This is a genomic window from Serpens gallinarum, assembly GCF_014836765.1.
In the GTDB taxonomy this organism is placed as follows: Bacteria; Pseudomonadota; Gammaproteobacteria; order Pseudomonadales; family Pseudomonadaceae; genus Serpens; species Serpens gallinarum.
Window position 1 is genome coordinate 144868 of the sequence record NZ_JACSQG010000002.1, and the last position, 21527, is coordinate 166394.

Consider the following 21527-nt stretch of genomic DNA (forward strand, 5'->3'; position numbering starts at 1 on the left):
GCCCCGAGGGGCTCCGTTGCAGGCGTTACGCTACGTGACGTCAGTGGCGCTTAGCGCCACTGATAGATTTCCTTGTCGGTCATCTGGTGCATCTGCGTGGCTTTCTTGAGGAAGTCTTGCTGCGAGGCGTGGATACGCGTGGCCAGTTCGGACTGCGCGGCGACATCCGTGATCACTTGGGTGGAGGTTTCGCGCAGCGCCGTCAGGACGTCATCAGGGAAGCGCTTGAGGACGGTGCCCTGCTCGATCAGTGCCGGCAGTGCCTTGGCATTGTTGAAGGTGTAATCGTCCATCATGTCCAGGGTCGCGGCGCGCGAGGCCTCGGCAACGATGGCTTTCAGATCGGCTGGCAAGCTTTCGTAGGCGGCTTTGTTGACCAGCAGCTCGACCAGCGCCTGCGGCTCCTGCCAGGCCGGGAAGTAGTAGTACTTGGCGGCTTTGTTCAGGCCGAAGGCCAGGTCGTTGTACGGACTGACCCAGTCGGTGGCATCAATGGCACCGGTCTGCAGCGAGGTGAAGATTTCACCGCCCGGCAGGTTGATGGTGGTAGCGCCCAGCTTGGCCAGCACTTCGCCGCCCAGGCCCGGCATACGGATCTTCAGGCCCTTGAGGTCGTCAACCGAGTTGATTTCCTTGTTGAACCAGCCGCCCATCTGCATGGTGGTGTTGCCGGCCGCGAACGGTTTTACGCCGTGTGCGCTATAGGCTTCGTCCCACAGGGCCTGGCCGTCGCCCTTGTGAATCCAGGCATTCATCTCGCCCGTCGAGAAACCGAACGGGATCGAGCTGAAGAACTGTGCGGCCGGTACCTTGCCCTTCCAGTAGTAGGGAGTGCCGTGGCCCATTTCCGAGGTGCCGCGGGAAACGGCGTCGAATACTTCCAGTGCCGGTACCAGTTCGCCTGCGGCGTACACCTTGATGGTCAGGCGACCGTTGCTCATGGTGTTGATGCGCTCGGCCAGGCGGTCGGCAGCGGTACCCAGACCGGGGTAGTTCTTCGGCCAGGAGGTGACCATTTTCCAGTGGAAGGTCTGGGCAGGTTGAGCAGCGGCTTGCTGGGCGGCCGGGCTGCTGTCGTCTTTGCAGCCAGCCAAGCCCAAAGTGGCGAGCAAGGCAGCGGCGGCGCCGAACAGATGGCGACGGTTCATGGTGTCTCCCTAGTGGTCAAACCCGTTGTCGGGTGTTTTTTTAATATGCTGCGCGCCTTACGTCAGGCGCGTGCTGGTTTTTACCATATCGGCGCCGGTGCGGCTTTTTTTACAGCGCCTCCAGTTTGGCGTAGCCAAGCATCAGCCACTTGCTGCCTTCCTGGGCGAAATTCACCTGGACCCGCGCCTGGGCGCCGGAGCCTTCGAAGTTGAGAATCACGCCTTCGCCAAACAGCGCATGGCGCACGCGCTGGCCGAGGTTGAAACCGGTGTCCGGCACGGCGGCGCCGGCGAACATCGACCCCGCAGCATGTTGCGTGTTCTGCCCGTAGGGGCGGCTGATGCTATTAGACAGACGCACTTCCTGAACCAGCCCGGCGGGAATTTCACGCACGAAGCGCGACACCTTGTTGTAGGTTTCGCTGCCGTACAGGCGGCGCGTTTCCGCGTAGGACATGATCAGCCGCTGCATGGCGCGGGTGATGCCGACATAGGCCAGGCGGCGTTCCTCTTCCAGGCGGCCGGGTTCTTCCAGGCTCATCTTGTGCGGGAACAGGCCTTCTTCCAGGCCGACCAGGAAGACCAGCGGAAACTCCAGGCCCTTGGCGCTGTGCAAGGTCATCAGTTGCACGCTGTCCTCATGTTCGGCGGCCTGCTGCTCGCCGGCCTCCAGTGAGGCGTGGTCGAGGAAGGCGGCCAGCGGCGTCTGCGCCTCGTCACCCTCTTCGCCTTCGTAGTGATCGAAAGCCCGCGCGGCGGAAACCAGTTCCTCGAGGTTCTCCACGCGCGTCTGGCCTTTCTCGCCTTTTTCGTCGCGGTGGTAAGCGAGCAGTCCGGACTCTTCAATGACCCGCTGCGCCATGCTGTGCAAGGGCAGGCCTTCGACCTTCAAGGCCAGTTCGTCGATCAATTCGACGAAGGCATTCAGTGCGCTGGCGGCCCGCCCAGTGATGGCCTTGAGGCCAGTCGCTTCGTGAATCGCCGCCCACAGCGACAAATCCTGCTGACGGGCGAAGTCGCGCAAGGCCTCCACAGTCTTTTCACCGATGCCGCGCGCCGGCAGGTTGATCACCCGCTCCAGCGCTGCGTCGTTGTGGCGGGTCTGCAGCAGACGCAGGTACGCCATGGCGTTCTTGATCTCGGCACGCTCGAAGAAGCGTTGGCCACCGTAGATGCGGTAAGGAATGCGCTCGCGCAGCAGGGCCTCTTCAAGCACCCGCGACTGGGCATTGGAGCGGTAGAGAATGGCGATGTCGCTGCGCGCCATGCCGTCCTTGATGGCTCGCTCGATACCTTCAACCACGTAACGCGCTTCGTCGTGCTCGTTGTAGGCGGCGTACAGCGCCAGCGGTTCGCCCTCCTCACCGTCGGTCCATAGCTCCTTGCCCAGGCGCCCCTGGTTGTTGGCAATCAACGCGTTGGCCGCCTTGAGAATGGTGGCGGTGGAGCGGTAGTTCTGTTCCAGGCGCACGGTGTCGACGTCTGGGAAATCCTGGCTGTACTGGTGCAGGTTCTCGATTTTCGCGCCACGCCAGCCGTAGATCGACTGGTCGTCATCGCCGACCACCATCAGGCTGTCGCCGCCTTGGGCGAGCAGGCGCAGCCAGGCGTATTGGACGGCGTTGGTGTCCTGGAATTCGTCGACCAGGACGTGCCGGAAACGCTTCTGGTAATGGGCCAGCAGACCGGGCTGATCGCGCCACAGGTCCAGCGCGCGTAGCAGCAGCTCGGAGAAATCGATGACCCCGGCGCGCGCGCAGGCCGCTTCGTAGGCTTCGTAGATGGTGCGCATGGTGGCCAGGAACAGGTCGCCACTGGCTTGAATGTGCTGGGGGCGCAGGCCCTCGTCCTTCTGGCCGTTAATGAACCACTGCGCCTGACGGGCCGGCCACTTGTTGTCGTCCAGACCCAGTTCGCGGATCACCCGCTTGACCAGGCGCTGCTGATCATCGGAATCGAGGATCTGGAAATTCTGCGCCAGACCAGCTTCCTGCCAATGGGCGCGTAGCAGGCGGTGCGCCAGGCCGTGGAAGGTGCCGACCCACATGCCCGCCGGATTCAGGCCGAGCAGCTGTTCGATGCGCTGGCGCATCTCGGCGGCGGCCTTGTTGGTAAAGGTCACCGACAGAATGGAGTGCGCAGAGGCGTGCTCGACCTGGATCAGCCAGGCAATCCGGTGCACCAGCACGCGAGTCTTGCCCGAGCCGGCACCGGCCAGCACCAGTTGACGCCCGCGCGGGGCTGCTACGGCCTGGCGTTGAGCATCGTTGAGGGAATTCAGTAATAAGGAGAGGTCATCGTGCATCGCGGCATTCTAGGGGCGCGCGCGTGACGGGGCAAACCGTCGCGCTGACCGGAGAGGCTATTCGTGCAAAATAGCTGCCCAGTGTCAGTAAACCCTCATTAGCAGGATTCAGTACTAATAGACTGTTTGTAGTGTTGGGCATCGTCATGGGCTCGGGTATGCTCGGCGAAGCCTAGGCAACCAATTATTCGAAAAGCGCCTATGACCGCTCCTATCACCACTGTTCTACCGCTCTCGGCATCGCTTTCGGGCCAGGCCATCGAGCAGCATTACGCTACTCCCATCGGTATCGAGAAAACGCGTCTGTTGTATGCGGGATCTCGCCTGCCGACGCTGTTCATGCTGCTGTGTGGCATTGCGTGCGCATTCTTGCTGTGGAACCAGGAACACAAGCTGCTCCTGATTGGCTGGCTGGTCTGGCTCAGCGCCTTGGCGGCATTGCGTCTGCTGCAGATGCGCGCCTTCGATCGGGCTCCGGCGATACGTCAGGCAGAAAACTACTGGCACCGCATGTTCCTGCTCGGGGCCGGCGCCTCCGGTTTGACCCTGAGTTTTGCCGTCATTTTTCTCGTTCCCGCCGACAGCTTCTACCAGCAAGTGCCGGTGTACGGTCTGATTGCCGCGTCGGTGGCTTGCGCTTCCGCTGCGTATGCCGTCAGCTTCGCGGCACTGCTCAGTTTTGTTCTGCCCTGCCTGCTGCCGTCAATGGTCTATCTGATGTTCAGCGAACACGAGATGCAGCAAGGCTGGGGCAAGCTGTGTCTGATTCTGCTGGTCGCGATGCTGGTGGTGGCTTGGCAGGTTAACCGACTGGTGCAGCGCAGCCTGATCCAGCGTTTCCACAACCAGGCCTTGCTGGAGCGGCAGGAAGAGGCCAAACGGCAGGCCGAAGCCCTTAATCGCAAACTGTCACGCGAAGTCGAACAGCGCCGACTGGCCGAGCGGAGCCTGCGCAGTGCCCATGACCAGCTGGAAGCGCACGTCAGCGAGCGTACCCGCGAGCTGGACGAGGCCACCTATGCGTTAGGCAAGAGCCAGGCGCGCCTGGCCATGGCCCTGGAAGCCAGCGAGCTGGGGCTATGGGACTGGGACCTGCGCACCGACGCGGTGCATCACTCGAAACTGCAGGAGCTGTTCGGCCTGCCGCAGAGCGGCACGCTGAACATGCGCAAAGATTTGCGTCCGCTGCTGCATCCCAAGGATCGACCCTTATTGCTGCGTGCCTTGACCGCGCACTTGCGCGGGCGCACCGACGGCTACGCGGTCGAATACCGCGTGCGCCATGCCGATGGTCATTGGGTGTGGGTCGAGGACCGTGGCCGGGCCATGGAGCGCGATGCCCGCGGTCGGGTGCAGCGCATGCTCGGCACCCGGCGCAACATCAGCGCACGCAAGCATCGCGAGGAAGAACAGCGCCTGGCCGGCACGGTATTCGAAGCGGCCAGCGAGGGCATCGTGATTCTGGATGCCCAGTACCATGTGCTGGCGGTCAATCAGGCCTTCAGCGAGATGACCGGATATCGCCGCGAGGAAGTCCTCGGCCAGAGCGTGATTCGCCTGATCAGCACCCATGAGGCGCGTCTCCAATACCAGCAGATCCATGAGCATCTGATGCAGCATGGCCGCTGGCAGGGCGAACTGATGGAAACCCGCAAGAACGGCGAGTTGTATCCGCAATGGCTGCAGCTCAACACGGTACGCGACCGGCAAGGGCGTATCGCCCAAGTGGTGGGTTTCTTCGCCGACCTCACCACGCGCCACCAGACGGAAGAGCGCCTGCGTTACCTCGCTCACTACGACAACCTGACCGGATTGGCCAATCGCACCCTATTCCGCGAACGTCTGCACGACGCGATTCAGCGTTCGCGCTCTGCGGCGAGCCGTCTGGCCCTGCTGCATGTCGACCTGGATCGTTTCAAGGTCCTCAACGACAGCCTGGGTCATGACATCGCCGACCAGCTGCTGCGCCGGATGGCCCAGCGCCTGACCCAGGCGGTACCGGAAGCGGATACGGTGTCGCGCTTGAGCAGTGATGAATACGCGCTCATTGTCGATGGTTATCCGAGCCTGGCGACTCTGGCCCGGCTGGCCAGCAACCTGCTTGCCACAGTGCGCAAACCGCTGACCATCGATGGCCACGAACTGGTGGTCAGCGCTTCCATCGGCATCAGCCTGTTTCCTGATAACGGCCGTGAATTGTCGCCGCTGATCAGCCAGGCGAATATGGCCATGCAGCATGCCAAGCACCTGGGCGGGAACTGCTTCCAGTTCTACACCGACAATTTGCAGGTCACGACTCTTGAGCGCCTGCAACTGGAAACGCAGTTGCGCAAAGGCATCGAGAATGGCGAGCTGGAAGTGTTTTATCAGCCCAAGCTGAATCTGGCCGATGACAGTATTGGGGGAGCCGAAGCGCTGGTGCGCTGGCGGCACCCGCAACGTGGCCTGGTGGGCCCCGGCGAGTTCATTTCCCTGGCGGAGGAAACCGGCTTGATCGGCGCCATTGGCGAGTTCGTGCTGCGTCAGGCGGTCAACCAAGCCTATGCCTGGCATCAGCAGGGGCTGGATGTGCGCGTGTCGGTGAATGTTTCTGTTCATCAGGTGCGTCAGGGCAATCTGACCAGCATCGTCCGCCAGGTGCTGGAAGAAACCCACCTGCCGGCTCGGCTACTGGAACTGGAGCTGACGGAAAGCCAGCTGCTCGACAACGTCGAAAGCGTCATCGCCACCTTGCATCAATTGCATGCTCTGGGCATCAAGCTGGCCATCGATGATTTCGGCACGGGCTATTCGTCACTCAGCTACCTCAAACGCTTTCCAGTCGATTACGTGAAAATCGACCAGACGTTCATCCGCGACTTGTCCCAGGGCGGCGAGGACGCCGCGATTACGCGGGCGATCATTGCCCTGGCCCACAACCTGGAACTCAAGGTGGTGGCCGAGGGAGTCGAAACCCAGGATCAACTGGACTTCCTCAGGCTGCAGGGCTGCGATGAAATCCAGGGCTACCTGATCAGCCGACCGATCGAGGCGCTGGATTTCGTACGAGTTCTGCGCGCGCACGCAGCCTCGCCGAGCATGGCGTAGTCGTGAGCTCAGGGGCGCCGGCGCAAAGTTAGGCGGCACAATGCTGGTGCCGTGCCATTCTAAAGCCTGGACTCCCCGACAAAGGACTCACGCATGGATACGCGTGCCACGCTTGGTTTCGGATGGCGGACTTTGTTGGCCTGGCAAGGCCTGGCTCCGCTGGAACTCAAGGTCATGTTGTTGCGTCGGCTTGGCGCGCAACGCACCGCCTGGTTGGCTCCGCATCTGCCGGACAGTCAGTTACGCCCACTGATCATCGCCCTGCCCAGCGACTTCGCCGCACAGGTGACCCAGCATCTCGATCCTCGCGCGATTCTCAACACCTATCGCAGCCTGCCTGACGAGTTGCACCTGCGGGTTGCCCGCCAACTGTGCGCCGATAAACAGTTCGCCACGGCCGCGCGCTATGCCGAATGCCTCACTGCGCACCAGCTCAAGTTGATGATTCTAGGGCTCAATGACCCCACGGCCATCCTGTATATCGCCCGACATATGGGCAATATGCAGCTGATCATGCAGAGTTTGCGCGGTTTGTCGGCCGGCTATTTGCGCACCCTCACCGAAGCCGCAGCCAGTACCGACAGTTTCGTCCTGGCCGCCGAGGTGCTCAGCGGCCTGCCGTTGGCACGACAGGGCAATGTCTGCAGTGGATTGACGCTGGAGACGTTGGTCGCGCTGCTGCCCTTGCTGATGGAAAAAAGCGGCGGTGCGTTGCGCGAGCATTTGCCGGAGCGGCTGCGGGCAAAGCTGCTGGTTCTCGATTCGCTCCGCGCGCAGCCTGCCGTACCGAGCTGACCGGCTGCGCGCAGTCTCAGCGGCGAGCCGGGCTGGCCTGCAGTTCGCGCATCAGCAGGGCGTACTGCAGATCGATTTCCTCCGGCACCGGAATGTACAGGGTGTGGCCGTCGCCCGGCGCCACGTCGCGCTGTTCGCCGTGCTGGTTGGCCAGGGCTTCGAGCTGAAAATTCAAATTGCCCTGCGGCGTCATCAATTCCAGACGGTCGCCAATTGCAAAGCGGTTCTTTACCTTGACCTCGGCCAGGCCGTTTTTGCGCTCGCCGGTCAGTTCGCCGACGAACTGCTGACGCTCGGAGAGCGAGAAGCCGCGCTCGTAGTTCTGGTATTCATCGTGTACGTGGCGGCGGAGGAAGCCCTCGGTGTAGCCGCGGTGGGCCAGGGACTCCAGGGTATCCATCAGCGACCTGTCGAACGGCCGACCGGCCACCGCGTCATCGATGGCCTTGCGGTACACCTGGGCGGTGCGCGCCACGTAGTAATGGCTCTTGGTGCGCCCTTCCAGCTTCAGCGAATGCACACCCATCGTTACCAGGCGCTCGACGTGCTGCACGGCGCGCAGATCCTTGGAGTTCATGATGTAGGTGCCGTGCTCGTCCTCGCTGACTTCCATGAACTCGCCGGGGCGGCTGACATCTTCCAGCAGGAACAACTCGTCGGTGGGCGCACCCGCACCCAAGGTTGGTTCCACGGCCTGCACGGCGATCGGTTCGTATTGGTGGACCACCTCGCCCAGCTCGTTTTCCTTGGCCTCGTGGGCCTTGTATTCCCAGCGGCAGGCATTGGTGCAGCTGCCCTGGTTGGGGTCGCGCTTGTTGATGTAGCCCGACAGCAGGCAGCGGCCGGAATAGGCCATGCACAGCGCGCCATGGACGAAGACTTCCAGCTCCATGCCGGGCACTCTTTCGCGGATCTCGCCGATTTCCTCCAGCGACAACTCACGGGACAGGATCGCCCGGGTCAAGCCCTGCTGACGCCAGAACTCGACGCTGGCCCAGTTCACCGCATTGGCTTGCACCGAGAGGTGCACGTTCATCTGCGGGAAATGCTCGCGCACCAGCATGATCAGGCCCGGGTCGGACATGATCAGTGCATCCGGGCCCATGGCGACCACCGGCTCCAGGTCTTTGATGAAGGTCTTCAACTTGGCGTTGTGCGGCGCGATGTTGACCACCACGTAAAATTGCTTGCCCTGCGCATGTGCTTCATTGATGCCCAGCGCCAGGTTGGCGTGATCGAACTCGTTGTTGCGCACCCGCAGGCTGTAGCGCGGCTGGCCGGCATAAACCGCGTCGGCGCCATAGGCGAAGGCGTAGCGCATGGACCTGAGGGTCCCTGCGGGAGAAAGCAGTTCGGGGCGAAAGACGCTGGACATGGCAAGAAACCCAGATGGCGGACAAAACGTGGGGGATTCTACGGTAAAGCACGTTCTGGCGCAGGGTGCGCGGACCGTCACGGCGCCGGCATACGCGCTTGTCGGGCGGCGCGCGTCTGTCGCTTTGCTACTGTTGCCTGCAGGCCTTGGGCATCGCCAGCATGATGCTCTGATCGAATCGCGCGGTTGTTACTGCGTTGCGTCTCGTCTGGGCTGCCTCGCCTACGCTTTTCAATGGCCTGTTGCATTCCGAAGGTGGGTCGCAACAAGCGGCCGCTGAGTCGAGGACACCGGACTTGATTTGACTACAAATACGTGAACCCAGAAACGCCGCTCGTCTTGAGTCATGCCCTGTTAAGCACAGCGGGGCCTGAACTCTTTCGAGTTCGCCCCGTGTGCTCGGCGAGTGCTGCCGAGTGTTCTCGGCGGATTACACTTCCGGCCCCGCATAAGCGTTGGCATTGTTCCGGTTATGCTGAATGACAACGCCGATGAGGCACGCTATGGCGATCAGGATACCTATCGGTTTGGCGTAGGTCATCGGCAAGCTGAAGCCAATACCGGCCGTCGCGATATAAGAAATGGTTATAGAAGTACCGATAACGGCGGGAATACTGACGATCCAGTGGAAGCTGCCCCTGTCCAACAAATACTTGGTTGCCAGCCACAGCACGCTGGTGGACAGCAGCATGTTGGAGAAGGCGAAGTAGCGCCAGATCAGCGAGAAGTCCAGGAACGTCATCAGATACGCCACGCCCAGCAGCGGCGCCGCCAGAGCCAGTCTGTGCATGGCGGACTGGCTGATATTGAATGCATCGGTAATCGTCAGGCGCAGCGAGCGGAATGCGGTATCGCCGGAGGTGATCGGGAAGATGGCCACCGCCAGGATCGCCATAACACCACCGAAGACGCCCAGGTAACTGGTGGCGATATGATTAACCACCAAACCCGGTCCGCCCTGGGCCAGCATGGCTTTTAGTTCTACATAACCGCCGGGGAACGTGGCGATCCCGGCAGTTGCCCAGACGCAAGCGACGATGCCTTCGCACATCATCGCGCCATAAAACACCGGACGAGCATATTTCTCATTGGTGAGACAGCGGGCGATCATCGGGGACTGCGTGGAGTGGAAACCGCTAATAGCGCCGCAGGTGATCGTCAGGAACAGCAACGGCCATACAGGCAAGCCATCAGGGTTGGGAACCAGGAAATCATGCGCATGATCGCCGCTGAAATAGGAAAAAATACCAGTGATCTGGGGCAAGTGGGGAGCTTCCCACAGCACCGCCAGAGCAACCAGGCTGGTCATCACGATCATCAGCAAACCAAACAGCGGATACAGTTTGGTGATGATCTTATTGATGGGCAGCAAGGTCGCGAAGAAATAGTAGGCCAGAATGACCAATACCCAGAACGTATTGCCCGCCAGTAATGTGCCCTCGAAATACGACAGGTTACTCAGCAGTCCCGCCGGACTCATGATGAAAACCACACCCACAAAAAACAACAACATGCAGGTGAAGACCAGCATGAAGCCTTTGAAAATCACGTTGTAATAGTTGCCTGCAATCTCCGGCAGACTTTTGCCGTTTTCCTTGAGGCTCATGACGCCAGAAAAATAGTCGTGCACCGCACCGCCGATCACGTTGCCTATGACAATCCAGACCAGCGCGATCGGACCGTACAGGGCCCCAAGAATAGGGCCGAAAATGGGACCAATCCCGGCGATGTTCAAAAACTGAATCAAAAAAGCCCGCGCGGGGCTGATGGGAACGTAGTCAACACCATCATGCAAGCGTTGTTGAGGTGTTATGGCTGTTGGGTCTATACCCGCTTGTTTTTCAACAAATGGGCTGTAGAACTTGTAGCCGAGTAAAAGTATGGCAAGGCTGGCAAAGAAAATGAGCATTTATGCACCTCGTTATGGGAGTTAAGCCCGGCTGCTCTTTTTAGAACCTCATATGCTAATAGGATTTTTTTTGCTCTGGATATTAGCCTATGGTCGCCCGCACCCCTGAAGCCTAGCGCGGGCCAAACGAACCGTACCAGCAAGGGGCTGCGCCTTGGTATCAGGGTGAGATTGTTGCGCTCCAGTTCACAACAAGGCGCGGTGAACGGTGGCGGGTAGAGAGCGGATCCGGACAAAAAACAGGCGGGTATAGGGCTAACTGAGCTCTCGTTACGGTTTGCGGCACGCGCGTGATTATTAAATGGATGTGCTAGCCCAACCATTCGCGCCCGCCCAGCTCCAGCAGGCTGTGGGCCTGTTCCGGACCGCTGCTGCCGGCCGGGTAGCTGCGCGGGCTCTGGTAATGCTGCTGCCAACCCTGCAGGATCGGGTCGATCCACTGCCAAGCGGCTTCTACTTCATCGCGGCGCATGAACAAGGTCGAGTCGCCTTCGATCACATCGAGCAGCAAGCGCTCATAGGCATCCCAGCGGCGCTGCTGGAAGGCCTGGGCCAGGTTGAGATCCAGCTCAACCGGCTCCAGGTGCATGCCCTTGCCCGGCGTCTTGGCCATCAGTTGTAGGCTGATGCGCTCCTCCGGCTGCAGGCGAATCAGCAGCCGGTTGGCTTCATCGCCCTTGAACAGGTGATGGGGCACCGGTTTGAACTGAATGACGATTTCCGAGGTTTTTTTCGCCAAGCGCTTGCCGGTGCGCAGATAGAAAGGCACGCCGGCCCAGCGCCAGTTGTCGATTTCCGCCTGCAGCGCAACAAAGGTTTCGGTGTCGCTGTCGTTATCTACATTTTTCTCGAAGTAATAGGCGGGCACGTCATGCCCGCCAATCCGCCCGGCGCCGTATTGACCGCGCACCGTCTTGTCTCGGACGTCGAGCCCCTGGATGGGCTTGAGCGCTTCGAGAATCTTCACCTTCTCGTTGCGCACCGCTTCGGCATCGAACCGCACCGGGGCTTCCATGGCCACCAGGCACAGAAGTTGAAGCAGATGGTTCTGCACCATGTCACGCATTGCGCCGGCGCGGTCGTAATAAGCGCCGCGATTTTCCACGCCGAGGGTTTCACAGACACTGATCTGCACATGGTCGATGTGCCCGGCACGCCACACCGGCTCGAACAGGGCATTGGCAAAGCGCAGCGCCATGAGGTTCTGGACGGTTTCCTTGCCCAGGTAATGGTCGATACGAAAAATCTGCGGTTCGGCAAAGGCGGCGCCAATGGCCGCGTTAATCGCCTGGGCCGATGCCAGCGAATGGCCGATGGGTTTTTCCAGCACGATCCGGCTGTCCTCGGTGACCAGCCCTGCGGTGCCCAGCGAGGCGGCAATATCCTCGAACAGGTCCGGGGCAGTAGCCATGTAGTAGATGCGCCCACGTTGGCAGGACTGCCCTAAATGACGTGCCAGGCGGCCGTAGTCAGCACTCTGACCTGCATCCATGGCCAGGTAGTCGAGTCGCTCGGCAAAGCGCTGCCAGGTGTCGGCATCAAAATCGGCACGCGCCACCTGGGCGCGGCAATGGCGCTCGGCCAACGCCTGGTAGGCCGCGCGGCTCAAGGATTTGCGTGCCAATGCCAGGATGCGCATGTCTTTAGGTAGACGGCCATCGCGGTGCAAGTGATAGAGCGCCGGCAGCAACTTGTGCAGGGCGAGATCACCTGTGCCGCCAAAAACCAGCATATCGCAAGGAGGGATCACCACACGGCTCCCAAAGTCGGTTTACTGGGCGGGCGATGTGTCTTGTAGTATAACTACAAAACCACTACAACCCGGCTGGTGCCGATCATAACCGAGTCTTGCCCGTGAATCTGTTGCAACACATCGCTCAATCCCGTCACCTGCTGCGTAAATCCGAACTCAAGGTCGCTGAACATGTTCTAGTCGATCCCGCAGTGGTGATGCACAGCTCGATGGCCGATCTGGCCCACGCCGTGGGCGTCAGTGAGCCGACCATAGTGCGCTTCTGCCGGGCCATTGGCTGCAACGGCTTCCAGGATCTCAAGCTGAAACTGGCGCAGAGTCTGGCCGCTGGCGCCAGTTTCGGTCAGTTCGCCATCACCGAGAACGACTCGATCGCCGACTTCAGCCTGAAGATCTTCGACACCACCCTGCATACCCTGATGGAAGTGCGCGAACGGCTCGATACGCAGGCGCTGGAGCGCGCCATTGCGGCCTGTGCCCAGGCGCGGCGTGTGGAGTTCTACGGCTTTGGCGCCTCCGGCGCGGTAGCCGCCGATGCTCAGCACAAATTCTTCCGCCTGCTGCTCACCGCCGCGGCGTATTCCGATCCGCATATGCAGGCGATGTCTGCGGTGACCCTGAAGCCTGGTGATGTGGCGATCTGCATTTCCCAGTCCGGGCGCTCCAAGGACCTGCTGACCACCGCGAATCTGGTGCGCGAAAGCGGCGCCACGCTGATCACGCTGTGCCCTGGACAGACGCCGCTGGCCGAACTGGCCGACGTCAACCTGGCCATCGACGTGCAGGAAGACACCGAGATCTATACGCCGCTGACCTCGCGCATCGCTCACCTGGTGGTGATCGACGTGCTGGCCATGGGCGTTGCCATGGCTCGGGGCCCGGACCTGGTCAATCACCTGAAGAGCGTCAAACGCAGCCTGCGTACCCTGCGTCTGTCGCCTAAAGCGGTGAAAGCTCAGGAGGACTGAGCGGGCGTCACCGCATCGTTATCGTCCTGCCCTCAAAGCGTCATGCAGGCTTGTCAGAGTGCAACTTCCGCATTGTGCTGGGAGTGCCGCCATGTCCTGTCAATCTCTCCACTATCCGCACCCGCTGGATACCAAGGCCCGCCGCCGGCTCGAAGACCAGCGCCGCATGCGTTACCGGCGGGCCATTGAAGAGTACTGGGAGCAGCGCCGGCTCAGCGTGGGCTTGGCCGATTTCCTGTATTCCTCTCGTTAATCCACCGGCCCAGGCTGCAGCGCCTGAAAGCGACCCACCAGCTCGCCGATCTGGCTGCGCTGCTGGCGGACGAACTCGAAGAAGGTTTGCGCGACCGGCGACAGGTGCTTGCCGCGTGGATGCACCACGCACCAGCTGCGCATCAGCGGCAGTTCGGCGACTGGCAGTTCCACCAATGCGCCGCCGTCCAGTTCACGGCGCACCGCGTGGCGCGGCAGCAGGGCCAGGCCAAGGCCGGCGATCACCCCTTCGCGCTGGCCTTCCAGGGAACCGATTTCCAGTGTCTGCGGGAAGTGCGCGCGTTTCTGATGGCAATACTCCTGGGTGGCCTGCCGGGTGCCGGAGCCAGCCTCGCGCAGCAACAGCGGGTAGGCGGTCAGGTCCTGAAGCTGCAGGGGACCCCGGCGCAGCAAGGGATGGTCGGGGCGCGCCACAGCGATGATCGCGTTGTCCAGAAACGGGAAGAACTCCAGCTCCATGCCGGTCGGCACCATGGCCATGATCAGCAGGTCGTCACGGTTGATGCTCAGGCGCTTGATCGCCTGGGCATGATTGACCACGGCCAGTTGCAGGCTCACCTCTGGGTAGCTCTGGCGAAAGGCGGCGAACAGGTGGGGGATGAAGTATTTGGCGCTGGACTCCACCGCGAGGCGCAGTTGTCCCTGGAGCGAACCTTGTAGCTCCGAAAGCTGCATGTCGAGGTTTTCCAGGCGACCGAAGATATCCAGGCAGGCATGCTGCAACGCCTCGGCGGCGTCGGTCATGTACAGCTTCTTGCCGACATATTCGAACAAGGGCTGGCCGATCAGCTCTTCAAGCTGGCGAATCTGCAGGCTCACCGCCGGTTGGGTCAGGGCCATTTCCTCGGCGGCGCGGCTGTACGATCGGTTGTCGCAGACTGCGCGAAATACCGTCATTTGCCGCAGCGTCATACGCAACAGCGATTTGCGCATATATTTCTCCTGACCTTCGGTCGCCTTGAAGCAGGTTGTCGAGTCTCGAGTGCCCATGGACAGGGAGCTGTCGGTGCATTGCCGCCTAACGTATAAGCTTTTACTTATCGCGATTCAAACAAATATTGATTTTCATTAATCAGGTGTACAGGCGTAGGGTGAAACCCATTATTGCCCCGCCAGGGGTCGCCAGTTCACGGGTCGAGGACAACACACGTGATCAAGAAAATCCTGATAGCCAACCGCGGCGAAATCGCTGTCCGCATCGTGCGGGCCTGTGCCGAGATGGGCATCCGCTCCGTGGCGGTCTATTCTGAGGCCGACCGCCATGCGCTGCACGTCAAGCGTGCCGATGAGTCCTACAACATTGGCGAGGATCCGCTGAGTGGCTACCTGAGCCCGCGCAAGCTGGTCAACCTGGCGGTGGACACGGGTTGTGACGCGCTGCATCCGGGCTACGGCTTTCTGTCTGAGAACCCCGAACTTGCAGAGATCTGCGCCGAGCGTGGGATAAAATTCATCGGTCCCAGCGCCGAGGTGATTCGCCGCATGGGCGACAAGACCGAAGCGCGGCGCAGCATGATCAAGGCGGGTGTGCCGGTCACGCCCGGCACCGAAGGCAACGTCGTCGACTTGGCCCAGGCGCTGCAGGAAGCCGAGCGTCTGGGTTACCCGGTCATGCTCAAGGCCACCTCCGGTGGCGGTGGCCGGGGCATTCGTCGCTGCAACAGCCGTGAGGAGCTGGAGCACGCGTACCCGCGGGTAATCTCCGAAGCAACCAAGGCCTTTGGCAATGCCGAGGTGTTCCTCGAGAAGTGCATCGTCAATCCCAAGCATATCGAGTCGCAGATCCTCGCCGACAGCTTCGGCCATACCGTGCACCTGTTCGAGCGCGACTGCTCGATCCAGCGGCGCAACCAGAAACTCATCGAAATCGCCCCCAGCCCCCAGCTGACGCCAGAGCAGCGGGCCTATATCGGCGACCTGGCGGTGCGCGCCGCCAAGGCGGTGGGCTATGAAAACGCCGGCACTGTGGAATTCCTGCTCGCCGACGGTGAGGTGTATTTCATGGAAATGAACACCCGCGTCCAGGTGGAACACACCATCACCGAAGAAATCACCGGCATCGACATCGTGCGCGAGCAAATTCGTATCGCGTCGGGGCTGCCGCTGTCCGTGCAGCAGGAAGACATCCAGTACCGCGGTTTCGCCTTACAGTTCCGCATCAACGCCGAGGACCCGCGCAACAACTTCCTGCCCAGCTTCGGCAAGATCACCCGCTACTACGCCCCCGGTGGCCCCGGCGTGCGTACTGACACGGCGATCTACACCGGTTACACCATTCCGCCGTTTTACGATTCGATGTGCCTGAAGCTGGTGGTTTGGGCATTGACCTGGGAAGAAGCGGTGGCGCGTGGCTCGCGGGCGCTGGACGACATGCGCGTGCAGGGGGTGAAAACCACCGCCACCTATTATCAGCAGATTCTCGCCAACGCGGATTTTCGCAGCGGACATTTCAATACCAGTTTCGTCGACGAACACCCTGAACTGCTGAACTACTCGATCAAACGCAAGCCGGGCGAACTGGCCCTGGCCATTGCCGCCGCCATTGCCGCCCACGCAGGCCTGTGAGGAACACACCATGAGCAAACGAATCTCCGTTACCGATACCGTCCTGCGTGATGCCCACCAGTCCCTGCTGGCAACGCGCATGCGCACCGAAGACATGCTGCCGATCTGCCCGAAGCTCGATCAGGTCGGTTACTGGTCGCTGGAAGTGTGGGGCGGCGCCACCTTCGATGCCTGTGTGCGCTTCCTCAAGGAAGACCCCTGGGAGCGTCTGCGTCAGCTGCGCGCTGCCCTGCCCAATACCCGTTTGCAAATGCTCCTGCGCGGACAGAACCTGGTCGGCTACCGGCACTACAGCGATGACGTGGTACGGGCCTTCGTTGCCAAGGCGGCGGATAACGGCATCGACGTGTTCCGCATCTTCGATGCCATGAACGATGTGCGTAATCTGCGCGTGGCCATCGAAGCGGTAAAGGCCGCCGGCAAGCATGCCCAGGGCACCATCTGCTACACCACCAGCCCGGTACACACCAACGAAGCCTTCGTCCAACAGGCGCGGCAGATGGCGGCGATGGGCGTCGATTCCATTGCCATCAAGGACATGGCCGGTCTGCTCACCCCGTACGCCACCGGTACGCTGGTCAAGGCCCTCAAGGAAGCTCTGCCACACCTGGAGGTGGTGGTGCACTCCCACGACACCGCCGGTGTCGCCAGCATGTGCCAGATGAAGGCCATCGAAAATGGCGCCGATCGCATCGATACGGCGATCTCCAGCCTGGCCTGGGGCACCAGTCACCCGGGCACCGAGTCGATGGTTGCCGCGCTCAAGGGCAGCGAATACGACACGGGTCTGGATCTAGAGCTGCTGCAGGAGATCGGCCTGTACTTCTATGCCGTGCGCAAGAAGTACCACCAATTCGAAAGTGAATTCACCGGGGTCGACACCCGTGTGCAAGTCAACCAGGTACCGGGAGGGATGATTTCCAACCTGGCCAACCAGCTCAAGGAACAAGGCGCGCTTCACCGCATGGATGAAGTGATGGCAGAAATTCCCAAGGTGCGCAAAGACCTGGGCTACCCACCGCTGGTCACCCCGACGTCGCAGATCGTCGGCACCCAGGCGTTCTTTAACGTGCTCGCCGGCGAACGCTACAAGACCATCACCAACGAGGTGAAGCTGTACCTGCAAGGCGGTTACGGCAAGGCGGCCGGGCAGATCAACGAACAGTTGCGCCAGCAGGCGATCGGCAGTGAAGAGCTCATCGACGTGCGCCCAGCCGACCTGCTCAAACCCGAGCTGGCGCGTCTGCGCGAGGAAATCGGCAGCCTGGCCCAAAGCGAGGAGGATGTGCTGACCTTCGCAATGTTCCCGGACATCGGGCGGAAATTCCTCGAAGAGCGCGCCGCTGGCACCCTGACGCCGGAAGCCCTGCTGCCCATCCCCAACGGCAATGGCGCAGTTGCCAGCGACGAAGGCGTACCGACCGAATTCGTTATCGATGTGCACGGTGAAAGCTACCGCGTGGATATTACCGGTGTGGGCGTCAAGGGTGAGGGCAAGCGCCACTTCTTCCTCTCCATCGACGGCATGCCCGAGGAAGTGGTGTTCGAGCCCCTCAACACCTTCGTGGCCGGCGCCCCCGGCCAGCGCAAACCGGCCAGCGCGCCGGGTGACGTCAGCACCAACATGCCGGGCAACATCGTCGAGGTACTGGTCAAGGAAGGCGACACAGTCAAGGCGGGCCAGCCGCTGCTGATCGCCGAGGCCATGAAGATGGAAACCGAAGTGCAGGCGCCGATCGCCGGCACCGTCAAGGCCGTGCACGTGGCCAAGGGCGACCGCGTCAACCCGGGCGAGACGCTGATCGAGATCGAGGGCTGACTCATCCTTTTTTAAACGATTACCTCTTGGGGAGCATGATGCTCCCCTTTTTTTTGGCTGGCCGAAGCTCTGCGAGTACCTGCGGCGAGATCACCCGTTGTTTCTGGGCTCTTGCTACAACGCCTTGGCGTACTGCACAAAGCCGCTACGCTCGGCTACTCGCGCATACAAACGCATGGCCATGGTGTTGGTTTCATGGGTCAGCCAGTACAGCTTGCTGCAGCCGCTATCGCGAGCAGCGGCCTCGACATAGTCGATCAGTTGGCGACCAACGCCCTGTCCTCGCAGGTCGCGGGCAATGTACAGGTCTTCCAGGTAGCAATAGTCACCGATGGTCCAGCTGGAGCGGTGATACAGCCAGTGCACCAGCCCCACGGCTTGGCCATCGGCCCAGGCCAGCGCGGCGTGCAACGGATCGGCCGGATCGAGAAAGCGCCGCCAGTTGGTGGCGCTGACCTCGGCTGGAATCTCGGTCATGTAAAAGCGCTGATAACCCTGCCACAGCGGTAGCCAGGCATCATGGTCGGCGTCGCCAACCAGACGGATTTCGACGGCAAGACGGGTGGGCATGAGCAGTCACCTCCAACAGAGGGGCTTATCCTGCAATGCGCCGCGCCTGCCGCGCAATTGCCGTTCGGCCAAACTGACAAGAAGGCCGGGCGGCGGGCGGGTTAGCCGGCACGTTCGCCACACAGATCCCGGGTAAACCAGCGCTCCGCTTCGGCCTGCTCAAGTCCTGCGCCGAGCAGGGCGAACAGCTTGCCCAGCGCCGCTTCGCGGGTCATGGCCCCGCCACTGATCACGCCACAAGCCGCCAGTTGGCTGCCCGCGGCATAGGTGTCGAAGGTCACGCGGCCCTCGGTGCATTGGCTGATGGCCGCCAGCACCACGCCCCGTTGGTGGGCATTGCGCAGTGCGTCCAGCAGGGGTTGATTGTCAGACGGCCCGGTGCCGCTGCCAAAACATTCCAGCAGTAGACCCTGCACGCCACTGCCCAGCAGCGCGTGCAGGTGTTCGGCGCGCAGACCGGGGAACAGCGGCAGCACGGCGAGGTTCACGTTGCGGCGCACAACCCGGTAATCCAGCGCAGCCGGCACGCTGATGCAGGGCGCCGCGGGTACTCCGCGCAGGGCCTCGGCAAAGGCGTCGAAGGCTTGGCTGTTGCGCTTGTTGACCCGCGCGCCATGCAGCACGCGGCCATGAAAAAACACCTGCACGCCCGGAGTCATGCCCTGTTCCAGCAGTGTAAGAGCGCCGAACAGGTTGCCCCAGGCGTCACTGCCCTCAACGCCCGCCGGCAGCATCGAGCCGGTCAGCAACACCGGCACCGGTAAGCCGAGGAGCAGAAAACTCAAGGCAGCCGCGGTATAGGCCAGGGTGTCGGTGCCGTGCAGGACCAGCACGCCCGTACAGCCGTCGCGCTCGACTGCGCTGACGATGGCGTCACGCATGGCCAGCCAGTGGGCCTGGGTGATGTTGGCGCTGTCGATTGGCGGGCTCAGCTCTTGAAACCGCCAGTCTGGGAGTCGGCATTCGGAATGCACGGCCTGCTCGGCGCGCAGGCGCTCTTCGAAACCGGACGCCGGAGCAAGGCCCGCAGCGCTCATCTGCATGCCAATGGTGCCGCCGGTATAAAGGATCAGCAGGGAATCGCGGGCAGGGTTCATGGCGGCATCCAGGCAAGGTGAATGCACGCATGCTGGCCCGTCAATGAGCGATCTACAAGGGGCGAGCAGGCAAATGACTGCTCGCTAAAAGGTGTGCTCCTCGCGCAGTCTGGAATCAGGCCTGCGGCGTGCCGACCGGGGCCGGGCGGTAGGCCTTGTGGGTGGTGAAGGCGCCCCGCATGGGCATGAAGCGTGCTGGCGGCTGGACTGCGCTGGTCATGGGTACGACGTTGCGCGCGCGCGAGGGGGGAAGCATGGGAATCTCCATTTTGATTAATTCAGCGGCGCCAGGCGTGGCGCGATCATGTTTACAGGTTTGAGGATTTCGGCGAGCAAGGCTTCATCGAGCAAGCCTTCCTCGCGAACCAGTTCCAGCACACCACGACCGCTGTCCAAGGCCAGCTTGGCGATGCGTGTGGCGTTTTCGTAACCGATGTAGGGGTTCAGCGCAGTGATCAGGCCGATGCTCTGTTCCACCAACATCTGGCAGCGCTCGACATTGGCGGTGATGCCCACCACGCAGTGTTCGCGCAGCATGTCCATGGCCCGGGTCAGCAAGCGGATCGAATCAAAGATCTTGTAGGCGATCAGCGGTTCCATGACATTGAGCTGCAATTGTCCGCCCTCGGCGGCCATGGTCAGCGCCAGGTCGTTGCCGATGATCTCGAATGCCACCTGGTTGACGGCCTCGGGAATGACCGGGTTGACCTTGCCGGGCATGATCGAGCTGCCCGGCTGACGCGGCGGCAGGTTGATCTCGTTGATCCCGGTGCGCGGCCCGCTGGACAGCAGGCGTAGGTCGTTGCAGATCTTCGACAGTTTCACCGCGGTGCGCTTGAGCATCCCGGAGAACAGCACGAAGGCGCCCATGTCCGAGGTGGCTTCGATCAGGTCGGCGGCCGGGGTGAGCGGCTGGCCGCTGATCTGGGCCAGGCGGGCGACGGCCATCTGTTGATATCGCGGATCGGCATTGATGCCGGTGCCGATCGCCGTGCCACCCAGGTTGACCTCGGTCAGCAGGGTGGGGACCAGCAACTTGTAGTGCTGCAGGTCTTCACCCAGGGTGGTGGCGAAGGCGCGAAACTCCTGACCGAGGGTCATCGGCACGGCGTCCTGCAGCTGGGTGCGGCCCATCTTCAGCACGTCGGCGAATTCCTCGCTCTTGGCGGCGAACGTCTGGATCAGATTGTCCAGGCTGGCCAGTTGGGCATCGTGGCCAAGCAGCAGTCCCAGGCGAATGGCGGTCGGGTAGGCGTCGTTGGTCGACTGCGCCATGTTCACGTCGTTGTTCGGGTGCAGGTACTGGTACTCGCCCTTGTGTTTGCCCATGGCTTCCAGTGCCAGGTTGGCAATCACTTCGTTGGCGTTCATGTTGGTCGACGTGCCGGCACCGCCCTGGATCATATCCACGACGAACTGCTCATGAAACCGGCCATTGATGATCTGCGCGCAGGCGGCGCTGATTGCCGAATGCTTGACGGTCGGCAGATGGCCCAGCGCATGGTTGGCGTCGGCCGCGGCCTGCTTGACCATAGCCAGGGCGACGACCAGCTTCGGGTAATGAGCGAGTGGCACGCCGGACAGGCGAAAATTATGTACCGCACGCAGGGTCTGGATGCCGTAGTAGGCATCGGCAGGGACTTCCAGCGTTCCCAACAGGTCTTTTTCTACGCGAAATGATGCAGAGTAGGACATGACGGTACACATTCTCGGAAAACGGCTTGACTTGCCTCAGTGCCCATAGAATAAGGGTCGTAGCCTTGCGGCGGCCAATGCCATTAACCGCTGGCCCATGCCGAAACGGCATAATGTTCATGTGACTTTCTCTGGCATTCGCAGCACGTGGATGCGTCAAGGTGTCGC

16 protein-coding genes are annotated in these 21527 nt (G+C 61.6%); 6 read left to right on the forward strand and 10 right to left on the reverse strand.

Annotation, left to right across the window (positions count from 1 at the left end; genetic code table 11):
- Positions 1-50 precede the first annotated feature (50 nt).
- The gene (locus tag H9642_RS05950; RefSeq protein ID WP_251835510.1) at positions 51-1148 is read right to left on the reverse strand and encodes a TRAP transporter substrate-binding protein; all 1098 of its coding nucleotides are present in this window, start codon (positions 1146-1148) and stop codon (positions 51-53) included.
- Between the two features lie 109 nt (positions 1149-1257).
- The gene (gene uvrD, locus H9642_RS05955) at positions 1258-3453 is read right to left on the reverse strand and encodes a DNA helicase II (RefSeq protein WP_251835511.1); all 2196 of its coding nucleotides are present in this window, start codon (positions 3451-3453) and stop codon (positions 1258-1260) included.
- Between the two features lie 201 nt (positions 3454-3654).
- Between uvrD and H9642_RS05960 the strand changes: the two genes are divergently transcribed.
- Together H9642_RS05960 and H9642_RS05965 are read left to right on the forward strand one after the other, a co-directional pair.
- Positions 3655-6540, forward strand: a complete 2886-nt coding sequence (locus H9642_RS05960) for a putative bifunctional diguanylate cyclase/phosphodiesterase (protein WP_251835512.1) — start codon at positions 3655-3657, stop codon at positions 6538-6540.
- Positions 6541-6633: 93 nt separating this feature from the next.
- Positions 6634-7335, forward strand: coding sequence for a hypothetical protein (locus tag H9642_RS05965; protein ID WP_251835513.1), 702 nt, complete (start codon positions 6634-6636; stop codon positions 7333-7335).
- Positions 7336-7351: 16 nt separating this feature from the next.
- Here H9642_RS05965 and trhP read toward each other — a convergent pair whose 3' ends face one another.
- The 3 genes from trhP to zwf form a co-directional block, all read right to left on the reverse strand.
- Entirely contained in the window at positions 7352-8710 is a 1359-nt protein-coding gene (gene trhP / locus H9642_RS05970) for a prephenate-dependent tRNA uridine(34) hydroxylase TrhP (RefSeq protein WP_251835514.1), read from the reverse strand.
- 430 nt (positions 8711-9140) lie between these two features.
- Entirely contained in the window at positions 9141-10619 is a 1479-nt protein-coding gene (locus tag H9642_RS05975) for a carbon starvation CstA family protein (RefSeq protein ID WP_251835515.1), read from the reverse strand.
- A 310-nt stretch (positions 10620-10929) separates the two neighbouring features.
- Entirely contained in the window at positions 10930-12351 is a 1422-nt protein-coding gene (zwf, locus tag H9642_RS05980) for a glucose-6-phosphate dehydrogenase (RefSeq protein ID WP_251835817.1), read from the reverse strand.
- Between the two features lie 122 nt (positions 12352-12473).
- Between zwf and hexR the strand changes: the two genes are divergently transcribed.
- Together hexR and H9642_RS05990 are read left to right on the forward strand one after the other, a co-directional pair.
- Positions 12474-13340 (forward strand): transcriptional regulator HexR, encoded by an 867-nt coding sequence (hexR, locus tag H9642_RS05985; RefSeq protein WP_251835516.1) that lies wholly within the window; start codon positions 12474-12476, stop codon positions 13338-13340.
- 91 nt (positions 13341-13431) lie between these two features.
- Positions 13432-13593 (forward strand): PA3496 family putative envelope integrity protein, encoded by a 162-nt coding sequence (locus H9642_RS05990; protein WP_251835832.1) that lies wholly within the window; start codon positions 13432-13434, stop codon positions 13591-13593.
- Here H9642_RS05990 and H9642_RS05995 read toward each other — a convergent pair.
- Positions 13590-14546 carry a LysR family transcriptional regulator gene (locus tag H9642_RS05995; RefSeq protein WP_286010235.1) on the reverse strand — a complete coding sequence of 319 codons (957 nt, stop codon included), beginning with the start codon at positions 14544-14546 and terminating at the stop codon, positions 13590-13592. The genes H9642_RS05990 and H9642_RS05995 overlap by 4 nt on opposite strands.
- Before the next feature lie 216 nt (positions 14547-14762).
- Between H9642_RS05995 and H9642_RS06000 the strand changes: the two genes are divergently transcribed.
- The gene (locus H9642_RS06000; protein WP_251835517.1) at positions 14763-16178 is read left to right on the forward strand and encodes an acetyl-CoA carboxylase biotin carboxylase subunit; all 1416 of its coding nucleotides are present in this window, start codon (positions 14763-14765) and stop codon (positions 16176-16178) included.
- A gap of 10 nt (positions 16179-16188) precedes the next feature.
- The gene (gene oadA / locus H9642_RS06005; protein ID WP_251835518.1) at positions 16189-17997 is read left to right on the forward strand and encodes a sodium-extruding oxaloacetate decarboxylase subunit alpha; all 1809 of its coding nucleotides are present in this window, start codon (positions 16189-16191) and stop codon (positions 17995-17997) included.
- A 114-nt stretch (positions 17998-18111) separates the two neighbouring features.
- On the opposite strand, the gene H9642_RS06010 is transcribed toward oadA, so the two are convergent.
- The 4 genes from H9642_RS06010 to H9642_RS06025 form a co-directional block, all read right to left on the reverse strand.
- Positions 18112-18567, reverse strand: a complete 456-nt coding sequence (locus H9642_RS06010) for a GNAT family N-acetyltransferase (RefSeq protein ID WP_251835519.1) — start codon at positions 18565-18567, stop codon at positions 18112-18114.
- Between the two features lie 101 nt (positions 18568-18668).
- Entirely contained in the window at positions 18669-19664 is a 996-nt protein-coding gene (locus tag H9642_RS06015; protein WP_251835520.1) for an asparaginase, read from the reverse strand.
- Between the two features lie 115 nt (positions 19665-19779).
- Positions 19780-19920: a hypothetical protein gene (locus H9642_RS06020; RefSeq protein WP_251835521.1), complete on the reverse strand. Its 141-nt coding sequence runs from the start codon at positions 19918-19920 to the stop codon at positions 19780-19782.
- A gap of 17 nt (positions 19921-19937) precedes the next feature.
- Positions 19938-21359, reverse strand: a complete 1422-nt coding sequence (locus H9642_RS06025) for an aspartate ammonia-lyase (RefSeq protein WP_251835522.1) — start codon at positions 21357-21359, stop codon at positions 19938-19940.
- Between the last annotated feature and the right edge of the window lie 168 nt (positions 21360-21527).

Bases quoted from the DNA above. Each gene is read 5' to 3' on its own strand.
- H9642_RS06025 (WP_251835522.1), bottom strand. From the start codon at position 21,359: ATGTCCTACTCTGCATCATTTCGCGTAGAAAAAGACCTGTTGGGAACG.
- trhP (WP_251835514.1), bottom strand. From the start codon at position 8,710: ATGTCCAGCGTCTTTCGCCCCGAACTGCTTTCTCCCGCAGGGACCCTC.
- H9642_RS05965 (WP_251835513.1), top strand. From the start codon at position 6,634: ATGGATACGCGTGCCACGCTTGGTTTCGGATGGCGGACTTTGTTGGCC.
- H9642_RS06015 (WP_251835520.1), bottom strand. From the start codon at position 19,664: ATGAACCCTGCCCGCGATTCCCTGCTGATCCTTTATACCGGCGGCACC.
- zwf (WP_251835817.1), bottom strand. From the start codon at position 12,351: ATGCTGGTTTTTGGCGGCACAGGTGATCTCGCCCTGCACAAGTTGCTG.
- uvrD (WP_251835511.1), bottom strand. From the start codon at position 3,453: ATGCACGATGACCTCTCCTTATTACTGAATTCCCTCAACGATGCTCAA.
- H9642_RS05950 (WP_251835510.1), bottom strand. From the start codon at position 1,148: ATGAACCGTCGCCATCTGTTCGGCGCCGCCGCTGCCTTGCTCGCCACT.
- H9642_RS05975 (WP_251835515.1), bottom strand. From the start codon at position 10,619: ATGCTCATTTTCTTTGCCAGCCTTGCCATACTTTTACTCGGCTACAAG.
- H9642_RS06010 (WP_251835519.1), bottom strand. From the start codon at position 18,567: ATGCCCACCCGTCTTGCCGTCGAAATCCGTCTGGTTGGCGACGCCGAC.
- H9642_RS05960 (WP_251835512.1), top strand. From the start codon at position 3,655: ATGACCGCTCCTATCACCACTGTTCTACCGCTCTCGGCATCGCTTTCG.
- H9642_RS05995 (WP_286010235.1), bottom strand. From the start codon at position 14,546: ATGCGCAAATCGCTGTTGCGTATGACGCTGCGGCAAATGACGGTATTT.
- oadA (WP_251835518.1), top strand. From the start codon at position 16,189: ATGAGCAAACGAATCTCCGTTACCGATACCGTCCTGCGTGATGCCCAC.
- H9642_RS06020 (WP_251835521.1), bottom strand. From the start codon at position 19,920: ATGCTTCCCCCCTCGCGCGCGCGCAACGTCGTACCCATGACCAGCGCA.
- H9642_RS05990 (WP_251835832.1), top strand. From the start codon at position 13,432: ATGTCCTGTCAATCTCTCCACTATCCGCACCCGCTGGATACCAAGGCC.